Here is a 7533-nt window from a genome sequence, read left to right on the forward strand (position 1 = left end):
CACGCTGAGCTTTTAGCACAGCGACAAATCGCTCCATAAACATAAAGTCTATCTTCCCATCTCGGGTGGGGAGCTGAACGTAAGAGTCTAAAAACGTTTTATTGACATCTCGGACTAATACAGACAGAAGTTTAGGCTTCAACGCATTCAACACTGTTGTGAAGAAGGATATGCTCCCATTCGGAAGGCTTCCTTTGAAAACAACTTTTCGAACAAACTGTCCAGCGTACCATTGCCGTTGTCTATAAAAGAAGTCCATTTGAAGCAAACCTAGGCTCCATGTCCCAGCTTCATTTAGGTTCTCCTTGTTTACAAAAGCTGTTGTTTGTAGTATCCCTTGGTTTTGAGATGTGCGTGTGACATAGTCGTATTCATCTCCAGACACAAGAGCCTCCTTGTTAAAGCTTAAAGTTCCCTTGACTTCAAACAGGTCACCGATCCTATATTCGCCCCACTCAACGCCTGAGAGCATCTTGTTGAGTGGGGCGTCTATTTTCCCAGCGTCTCTTCGTCTGTGGGTTGGTTCTTGATGAGGTTAGAGACTTCCCAGGCGAGGTAGTCGGAGATGGTCTTCTTGAAGTCTTGGAGTGTGGGGCGGGTATCGATGGGGGCGGACTGATTCCAGTCGGCTCCGCTCTTGGGGTCTATGGTTCCCTCGTAGTACTCCTCCTCGGTAAAGATCTTGAGGTATTGCTTGCCATGGAGTGCGAGATTGACCACCTCCTCGTAGCGCTCCTTGGCTCTATCGGTGTCACGTAGATTATTGCTTGCTTTCTTGCGATTGGTGCGTGTATAGCCATCATTGGAGAAGTCTATAAAGCGAACGATGGACTTGGGGTCGTGTCGCTTGGCTACCTGAAAGAGGTAGACATTGGTCTGTACGCTAGACTTGCCTAGGAAGAGATCTATCGGCATCTTGATACTAGCGAGGAGTGTGTTATTGCGGAGGATGCGCTCGTTGAACTCTCGCGCCTTGCCACTCCCTGCAGAGCTCTGTATGATGACTGCAGCATAGCCGCGCGACATCATCTTGAGGGCACGCTCTACGAAGACCATACCACACCCCTCTGCTGAGTAGGGAGGATTGAGGATGAAGGCGTCAGCGGGAAACGGTTCGTCGGTCTTGCCATAGCCATACTTGCCATTGAAGTCTTTGAGAGAGTCTTGGTTGATGATGTTAGAGCTACCATCGCCCATAAGTATCATATTGAGCACGGCGAGCATGTAGATGTTGGAGAGCACCTCCAGTCCGAGCAGTTGCTCCGCCTTGATATGTCGCTCCTTACGTGCCAGCTCTTCGGGTGAGGAGATGGTCTTACGAGCGTCTCGGAGCATCTCGTTCATAGCGGCTACCAGTAGTCCAGCTGATCCAGTCGCAAAGTCCCAGACATAGGAATCCTTGTTGACCCCCGTGAGCCGTACGAGGAGCTGAGCAACATAAGAGGGGGTGAGGACGACATCGTTGAGCTTGTCTTGGGTAAAGCCTAGCCAAGAGTACATCTCGTTAAAGAGCTTGCCCGTGAAGTCGGTCGTCAACCCTATCTTGTAGTATATACCGAGGTCATCTACGATCTTATTAAAGATGCGCTTGAGCTGGGTCTCACCATTGACTACCTTATTGATATGATCTGTGGTGAGTGTGTTTTGTAACTGGCGTACGATGTACTCCTGCTTATCTTGTGGGATGCTCTTCTCTCTGAGGAAGGCCTCTATCTTGCGAATTATAATGTCGCCGTCCCGATTGCCCACCTCATTGGAGCACTGGAGCTCGCTAGACTCTAGTGGCTTCACACAGCCTGGCACCCCAAGGGTTGCCATGATTGTTGCTGCGACAAGGTAGATGCGGTCGTTTTCGCCTAGTCCCTTTTCGTTTTGATAGATGTCGTTGTTGAGCTTTGTGAGGCTGACTTCGATCTCTCGCTCTCGTTGCTCCTTGATCTTCTGGAGCTCTTCGGGCGATAAGCTCAGCGTCTTGACACGCTCGATAAAGTCATCAAAGTAGTCTCGGCTCAGGAATGAGAGGTCAGTATAGGAGCCTACCTCCTGTCCCGCTCCGTAGTTGTCCTTAGAGACTAGGTAGACCCCGATCTGGTGGTGAAGCTCGCCCTGCCCATCTTTGTACCCTGTAGCACCGATGGCTATGACCTTAGTATAATCTGTATAGTGTAGGAGGGCGTTGGCATAGTGCACGGCACCATTGACGGCATAGTCGTTGATGTTCTTATAGTTTGGCTCTCCCTTACCTTTCGTGTTGTCCACCTGTCCCGTGGCGTTGAGCTTGACAAGCCTGTCCTTATAGCCTTTGTACTCAATGAGTATCGGATAGCTCGTGCCGTACTTGTCTTGTAGGAGTAGCTTCGCATCGGGGCGATTACCACCTGCGCCACCTTGCTTGGAGGCATACTGCTTGAGGGCATTATCTATCTAACTATTGAGCGAGTCCTGCTCTAGCTTGTAGTCTAGACCATACTCCTTGAGCTGACTGTTTAGGAGGTTAGCTATATTCGGTTCGACAGATTGCTTTACTAGTGCCATAGATTGTATGTTCGGTTGATTGTAGAGTAGCGAGAGTCGTACCTCTCCTTAGGCCCCAAAGGTACTAATAAATAAGGAGCAGACGGTAGGTGACGAGGGCTCTGTGGATGTGTCAAAAGAGAGACGAGTAACGGCTGTAGGGACGTACGGTGAGTATCTAGCGGGAGAGCGTCCGTTGTATCAAAGGTTACAGCGTTCGTTGTGTCAAAGGGTACAACGTCAGGGATTTAACGGATACGGACGCTCAACCGAGCGTCCCTACAGCCGTTACTCGTCTTGCTGTACTACAACGGACGCACGGTCGTGCGTCCATACACTTCGTTACAAGTCTCGCCTACCGAGGAAATCAGAAATCGCCACGGAGCAAACGAAAATTCTCCACGGAGGGGCAAAATAAAACTTCGGAAGAACGAAATGGAACTTCGGAAGAATGAAATGAAAGTTCGGAAGAATTTTTCCGTTTCTCGCTGGATAATCCAAGATCTCTACGGAGGAATTTCTTGATTTCCTCCACCTCTTGATTTCTGACATAGAGATGTAGATGAACTCGTCCGCTATAATGCGTCAGACCTGGTCTTACTCGTACTACGCTGACTTGACTTGCTCAATCTATGTAAAAAGCGAGGCGTAAGGGTCTGTTGAAAAAAAAGGAGGTAGACGCTTTGATATATTTGAAAGTTATCGTACCTTTGTGGTGGCTTTGTGCTGAGAGTGCTTTCTGCCCTCGAGTAGGGTCTCGGAGTCCTCAAAGCTTAAAAGGGAATCAGGTGAAATTCCTGAACAGTCCCGCTGCTGTAAGCCTCGCAAAGCAGGCATCATAACCACTGCACCTTGAATAATTGGTGTGGGAAGGGATGTCTGTATGAGGTAAGTCAGAAGACCTGCAAGGCTTGAAGCGCTACGAGGTATAGCATAAGGAAATAATCGTCGACTTTCAGACCCTAGTCTGAGACTCCTATTCCCCCAGCTGTACGCTCCTCGCTACTCCTAGTCGAGCGCGACGGGAGATGTATGTTGCAATGTGAGCGATGCATCTAGGCATCACACTACAAGGAGTAATGATATGGAGACATCTTGAGGGAGCTACCAGCTTTCTCGGCGAGAAGAAACTGTGATACAACCTTCCGAGTCAAAAAGCCTTGATCACAGCGACGCACCTAAGAGACTCTTTGGATACCCATACGGGACTAGATAGGAGGACATTTACTTTAAATAGGGGAACGTTTTCGATAAAGTGATTGAGCAATGTCTTGCTACTACAACCGCAATGAGTGCCATAAGGTATACGTGCTACTATAGCACCCGTGCCATACGAGATCTATTAGGCGTCTGATCGTCACTACAAGGGGAAGCATATAGCAGGCTCTCATCTATACCACTGTCCCTATATTACACTACGCTAGTGTATACCGACCTAGACCAGTCTGTGTCACCGCAGACTCTGCGCAGAGCGACCACTGTACATACTTATCACTTGAGGAGCAGCTGTAGGTTCTAGTCAGTCTACCCAAGACTAGGAGATAGACAAATAGATCCTCTTGCCACCCCGAGCAAATCATGATGCGAGTCCTACGGTGAGGCCACAACCTCACACCGTAAAGCTAAGAGGATCCGCTACGAAGAGACAAGTATGGTGCGTACCACTGGTTATAGGTTAAGTGTGTGTTGAAAAAGACCAGCGACTACTACCCTACTCTCCACAAGAGCGTCTCACGTAGCCCACACTCTTCTTCAGACAAGCATCGTGGTCACTGTTCCGCTCTAGGAGAGTCCCGTTGACTAGTTCAACGGACTCTAGGGAAGTCGCCACAAAGCGTACTACCCCGCTAGAAGCTATGCCTCACACCACGTGACGGTATAGCAAGCCAAGAGCTTTCGAATGGTTGAAGTCCACACGCAGTACGCTGAGTACGTGTCGTGTGGACTTCTCTTTTTTATGTAAGTATGGCTTCGATCTGCAAGTCTCCATTGACAAAGGCAACGAACCGCACTTGCACAGCGCTTTATCACCACAAGAAAGAGGATGATACCGTAAACCAGTACCATCCTCCCGTAGTGGAGCATATCGGACTTGAACCGATCACCTCGACACTGCCAGTGTCGCGCTCTAGCCAGATGAGCTAATGCCCCAAGAGTCCGAAAGCAAGACCTCTCCCCCTATCGGGGTGTCTTACGAACTACTGCAAAGGTAATGAAAACTTTCCACTTAGCCGACCACGAGATTTTACAAAGTGGCTGACTAGCTCTCCTCGTTATCTCACAGAGAAAAAGAGTTTGTAAGTAACCATCGGCATAAAGCCCTGCGTGTACATCGTCGAGTACTCACCCTTATCGAAGAGGAGAGACATGACATTCTTACGGTTTGTCACATTCTGCAGATCCACAGCCCACTCCTGGGTGATGCGCTGACCTATCTGACGAGCGCCTATCTTTAAGTCTGCTCGGAGGTAATCCTTGGCTTGACGAGCATTGACCTGTGTTTTGTCAAGCTCTATGCGACCGCTCTGCTTATACAGATCTTCTCGTATCGGGGTGTAGCGGATGCCCCCCGCATAGGAGGCCTTGAGATCGGTAAAGAGCGCCCAGTGCTTCGGCAACTGCCACTCATATCCACCCGTTAGATTGACAAGGTATCGACCATCGAAGACCGTACTCCACCACTCTTTCTGAAATCCAGTCGTATAGGTCGAACTGTAGAGCGAAGCGTTGAAGAGGAGGTAGTAGTTATTACTATAAAACTTCTCCACCGTAAGCTCTACGCCGTAGTTTCTACCACGTCCTTTATTGACTAGATCACTCTGACGCTCTATGTAGTTTTGTCCAGCGCCCCCTATCTCTAGGAGCGTCCATATAGAGTTTGGATCATTGACCACAGGCACTTTGTATAGCTCCTGATAGTATCCCTCTATCTTAGCATGCCAGTTAGGCGCAAAAGCCCAGTCATAGTAGAGATCCATCTGCGCACTACGTGTGAAGTCAACCCGCTTATTGCGATACTCAATACCCTGCGGTCCATAGTAACGGATGAAGTAGAAGGAGCGGGGGAGCATCTGACTATACAGTCCCGCAGCAAGACCGATCGTGTGAGAGCGAGCTGGCTGATACTGCACACCCATACGGGGCTCAATAGCATAGTGATCATTGATCGTAAGGCACATACTATGTAGTCCCGCTGTAGCTGTCCAGTAGTCTCCTAGGCGCTGACGATACTGTCCATAGGCTCGGATCAAGCCATAAAGTGGGCTCTCCTCAGCAATCGTCCGCACACCTTGAGCAAACGTACCATCAGCCGTCTGCTCCAAGTAGTGCGCATCAAAAAGATCGCCTCGGACTCCCGCCACGAGCAAGCCCTCCCGAGTAGGATGCCATGTAAGATCAGAGTGTAGGGTCCACCTATTCTCCTGTGCCATCTCCGACCACAAGAGATGCCACTGAGGGGACTGCTTGTGCCCTCGCAGATCCATCGTATCAACAGGCACGCTCGTATCAGAGCGAACGAAGGAGAGCTGCGTACGGAGTGACGTACGGGAAGAAAACTGGACGCTGTGTGTCAGCCCTGCTATGTAGGCTGTCGCATTGACCGCTATGCGCTGTGCGTAGGATAGCTTACTAAAGTCGTAGTCGGCATATTCAAAACTGTCTCCCAGCTCGTTTGTGGCAAAGTGTATGTGACTCTTGCTAAATAGTCCGACGAAAGAGAGCGTATGCCCCTGTCCTAGGTCAAAGTGAAGCTTCGTCGTGAAGTCTTGATATCGTGGCACCACTGGCATCTTAAAGCCTAGAGCATGCATGATGTCAGGAACGGAGTAGCGATAAGAAGCAAGGTAAGACGATTGACTCCCCTTGCGCAGGTAGCCCTCAGCCCCTAGCTCTAGCCCCCCGAAGCCTGACTGTAGCCAGAACTCATGTCGCTCGAGATTGCCACGACGTAGACGCAAGTCAAAGATACCCGAGAGCGCATTGCCATAAGGAGCTGGCCAAGCACTCAGGTGAAAGTCCGAGTTGGTCAGCAGATTAGTGTTGAGATAGCTCACCTGACCTCCAGTCATACCGACACCTGTATTGAAGTGATTGGGATTGCTAATCTCGATACCATCTAGGATCCACTGCACCCCAGAGGGCGAATTACCTCGTATGATGATATCGTTGCGAGAGTCGTTGACCGGCATGATACCAGCGAAGCTACGCACCATACGAGCTGGATCTCCTAGAGAAGCAGCAAAGCGATACGCCTCATCGACGCTAAAGCTACGCGCTCCAGCTAGGCTAAGCCTATTCGTAGGAGTACTCTTGTCATACGGAGCGGTCACAACCACAGCATCAAGCTTAGTATCTGATGGGGTCAAGGTTATATGCAACACACTCTGCTTGCCTGCGACTACAAGGAGGTCTACCTCCTGTGACTCATAGCCCACACAACTAATCTGCAGAGAGCTACGCCCCACAGGTAGCCGTAGAGAGAACTTCTGATCCGAGCCCGTCGTTGTCCCTACGAGTGGATCACTACCGACTAATACGATTGAGGCTCCAACGATCGTATCGTCAGGAACTGTGGAGATAACCTCTCCGCGCACCTCTTGTGTAAAGGGCTCCTGAGCATCTAGATAAGCGGTGATTGTAAGAACAACAACGAGCAAGACAAACTTGGAGAGATGTCGCATACGAACTTTGAGCAGATTGATTCCACTCGCAAAAGTACCACAAAAAAGTTACCAAAGTATGACACATACACCTCAGAAGTCTCTATTCCTCTGTCGTATAAGCCACAACCTTGGAAGGGTATAAGCGTAGAGCGCCCCATGCGCCACACATTTTGAGCGCTTTCTGCACCTAATTTTTCAGGGCTAACGCATTGTATTCTTGTTGTCTACTAACTACGCTTGACGACAACTCTAGCATATATGGATTGAGCCTGGCTATGTAGTACCACAGCTACTCTAACATCCGATATCTACCGAGGCAATTGAAAAACTCCACGGAGGAAATGAAAATTCTCCA

Annotated in this window: 3 protein-coding genes, 1 tRNA gene and 1 riboswitch; all 4 genes read right to left on the reverse strand. The window is 49.6% G+C overall.

Annotated features, from left to right (window positions below; all coding sequences use genetic code 11):
* The coding region (locus Q0X57_RS06620) for a restriction endonuclease subunit S (RefSeq protein ID WP_297729320.1) at window positions 1-472 on the reverse strand (472 nt) is incomplete at its 3' end.
* A gap of 17 nt (window positions 473-489) precedes the next feature.
* Entirely contained in the window at window positions 490-2259 is a 1770-nt protein-coding gene (locus Q0X57_RS06625; protein ID WP_297729323.1) for an N-6 DNA methylase, read from the reverse strand.
* A gap of 998 nt (window positions 2260-3257) precedes the next feature.
* A riboswitch (cobalamin riboswitch) is annotated at window positions 3258-3439 on the forward strand.
* A gap of 1152 nt (window positions 3440-4591) precedes the next feature.
* A tRNA-Ala gene (locus tag Q0X57_RS06630) sits at window positions 4592-4665 on the reverse strand.
* Window positions 4666-4787: 122 nt separating this feature from the next.
* A complete protein-coding gene (locus tag Q0X57_RS06635) occupies window positions 4788-7196 on the reverse strand; it encodes a TonB-dependent receptor (RefSeq protein ID WP_297729326.1) in 2409 nt (802 codons plus the stop codon).
* Window positions 7197-7533 lie beyond the last annotated feature (337 nt).

Origin of the sequence: uncultured Porphyromonas sp. (assembly GCF_947254915.1) — a bacterium.
GTDB lineage: Bacteria > Bacteroidota > Bacteroidia > Bacteroidales > Porphyromonadaceae > Porphyromonas.